At 38.9% G+C, this 2,282-nt stretch carries 4 protein-coding genes; 3 read left to right on the forward strand and 1 reads right to left on the reverse strand.

What is annotated here, in order from left to right:
• Positions 1-423 (reverse strand): S46 family peptidase (locus ACR2F7_RS10245; RefSeq protein ID WP_432713475.1); only part of this gene is annotated, 423 nt, incomplete at its 3' end.
• Between the two features lie 113 nt (positions 424-536).
• Between ACR2F7_RS10245 and ACR2F7_RS10250 the strand changes: the two genes are divergently transcribed.
• The 3 genes from ACR2F7_RS10250 to ACR2F7_RS10260 are packed head-to-tail and all read left to right on the forward strand — an operon-like array spanning position 537 to position 2,155.
• A complete protein-coding gene (locus ACR2F7_RS10250; RefSeq protein ID WP_432713476.1) occupies positions 537-1,013 on the forward strand; it encodes a GAF domain-containing protein in 477 nt (158 codons plus the stop codon).
• Positions 1,006-1,611 (forward strand): DNA-3-methyladenine glycosylase, encoded by a 606-nt coding sequence (locus ACR2F7_RS10255; protein ID WP_432713477.1) that lies wholly within the window; start codon positions 1,006-1,008, stop codon positions 1,609-1,611. Before ACR2F7_RS10250 ends, ACR2F7_RS10255 begins: the two co-directional genes overlap by 8 nt.
• A 55-nt stretch (positions 1,612-1,666) precedes the next feature.
• Positions 1,667-2,155 carry a pyridoxamine 5'-phosphate oxidase family protein gene (locus tag ACR2F7_RS10260; RefSeq protein ID WP_432713478.1) on the forward strand — a complete coding sequence of 163 codons (489 nt, stop codon included), beginning with the start codon at positions 1,667-1,669 and terminating at the stop codon, positions 2,153-2,155.
• The last annotated feature ends 127 nt before the right edge of the window (positions 2,156-2,282 follow it).

A 2,282-nucleotide genomic window follows, 5' to 3' on the forward strand; every position in this document is an offset into this window, starting at 1 on the left:
TTGTGCAACTGTGCCCAAAACACGCTCAGAAACATCTTCATAGCTATCCGTGATTCGGCAAGTAAGGCCTTTTGCTTCAATTTCCTCTTCATGTGATTTTGCTACGAAACCTTTGTTCAAGTAGTCATGCTCTGGTGTACTTGCAAGTTGTACGGCGCTAAACGCACAATGGTGATTGGTGATGATCAGTCCTTCATTGGAAACAAAGGAACCCGTGCAGCCCCCAACATTAACAAGGGCGTCGACAAGGCTTGTTCCATTTGGATTATAGATTTCTTTTTGATCAATTTTCAACCCAGCTTTCTTTAAATCAAGCTTGTGAAGTTCACTTAAAGGGAACATTCCTTCTTCAAAGGGGGTATAGGCCGATTGGAGAAGTCCGAACACTAAAAGTGCTGTAACTAATACGGTTTTTTTATTCATGTGTTTGATATTAATGTTAGTCAACTCCAAATCTAATAAATTTTAAGCTTTTAACCCGATTGGCACTATTTGGAATGGTCTTTTCTTTAGCTTTGTACTAATTATTTACAATTATGGCTGAAGATTTAAACATTATACAGAGTACCGATAAAGAAATACAATACCAATCCTTATTACCTCAAATAGAGGCCTTACTAACTGGTGAGGATGATTTAATTGCTAACCTAGGCAATATTGCTGCTGCCTTAAAAGAACAATTTAACTGGCTGTGGGTAGGTTTTTACCTTGTAAAAGGCGACGAATTGGTTTTAGGTCCTTTTCAAGGGCCTGTAGCCTGTACGCGTATTAGAAAAGGAAAAGGTGTATGCGGAACGTCATGGCAGCAGGAGCAGACTTTAATAGTGGATGATGTTGACGCTTTTCCTGGTCACATCGCCTGTAGCTCTGCCTCAAAATCTGAAATTGTATTACCCTTAATCAAACAAAGTGAAGTTTTTGGTGTAATGGATGTAGATAGTGAGCATTTAGCTCATTTTGATCAGGTCGATGAATTGTACCTGAATAAAATCATTAAATTATTGGATGCCTAAATTACCTTATTCATTTTACCAACAGGAGCTGGTTACAGACCTTGCCATACAACTATTAGGAAAACAGTTGTTTACTTTTATCGACGGTGAACTTACCGGAGGCACTATTGTAGAAACGGAGGCCTACAATGGGGTTTTAGATAAAGCATCACATGCTTATGGTGGCCGGCTCACCAATAGAACACAAACGATGTATGGCGCCGGTGGTTTGTCCTACGTTTATTTATGTTATGGCATTCATCATTTATTTAATGTAGTTACAGGACCAGAAAATACGCCTCATGCGGTTCTGGTGAGGGGTTTAGAGCCTGTTGAAGGGGTAGATGTGATGCTGAGGCGTAGAAACATGCCTGTTTTGAAACCCAACCTTACCGCCGGTCCCGGTGCTTTAGCTAAAGCTTTAGGTATTGATCGACAACTCAATGCGAAAGATCTTTTAGGTGATGAGATTTGGATTGAAGACCATGGCATTTCTTACCAACCTGAACAGATAGTTGCTGGCCCCAGAATTGGAGTTGCCTATGCGGAGGATCATGCGTTATTGCCCTGGCGGTATTATGTGAAGGGCAATAAATTTGTAAGTAAGCCAAACCGTTAAGAAAACAATCTTTTTCAATTGCTGTTTATTTGGGTAAACATTTAATTGAAAGCTTATGGATACTGAAAAAAGCATCAAACTGCTGAAAGAAAAAATTGAAGATGTACGCATCTGTATGTTCACTACTTTATCGCTGAATAATGAATTCTCCAGTCGCCCTATGGCAACGGCAAATGTGGGTGATGATGGCAGTATATGGTTCTTCACCAATGAATATTCTTTAAAATCTTCTGAAATATCAAAGGATTACAATGTTAACCTGACCTATAGTGATCCCTCAAAACATAGTTACCTTTATATCAATGGAAAGGCAGAGCTCATTGATGATGCCGAAAAGAAAGCCGCTTATTTTTCTTTGATGGTGAAAGCATGGTTTCCTGATGGCCTTGAAGATTCTGGCCTTATTTTAATTAAGGTAAAACCTGAAGTGGCGGAATATTGGGACAATAGCGCTTCAAAAATGGTGGTTGCTTTTAACATGTTACAGGCAATTGTAACAGGGGACAAGTATGAAGAAGGCCAGCATGAGAAAATAGTATTCTAAATTTCAATAGCAATTTTTACTTAAGCCCTTCATTTGACGGAATGAAGGGCTTTTTATTTGTGAATTTATGTTTTTGAGCTTGATTTTCTTTGCTTTTTTATGATCTTTGGTCGCATGAACACTGCTA

This window comes from Pedobacter sp. (genome assembly GCF_045628745.1).
Lineage (GTDB): Bacteria > Bacteroidota > Bacteroidia > Sphingobacteriales > Sphingobacteriaceae > Pedobacter.

Bases quoted from the DNA above. Each gene is read 5' to 3' on its own strand.
- ACR2F7_RS10260 (WP_432713478.1), top strand. From the start codon at position 1,667: ATGGATACTGAAAAAAGCATCAAACTGCTGAAAGAAAAAATTGAAGAT.
- ACR2F7_RS10250 (WP_432713476.1), top strand. From the start codon at position 537: ATGGCTGAAGATTTAAACATTATACAGAGTACCGATAAAGAAATACAA.
- ACR2F7_RS10255 (WP_432713477.1), top strand. From the start codon at position 1,006: ATGCCTAAATTACCTTATTCATTTTACCAACAGGAGCTGGTTACAGAC.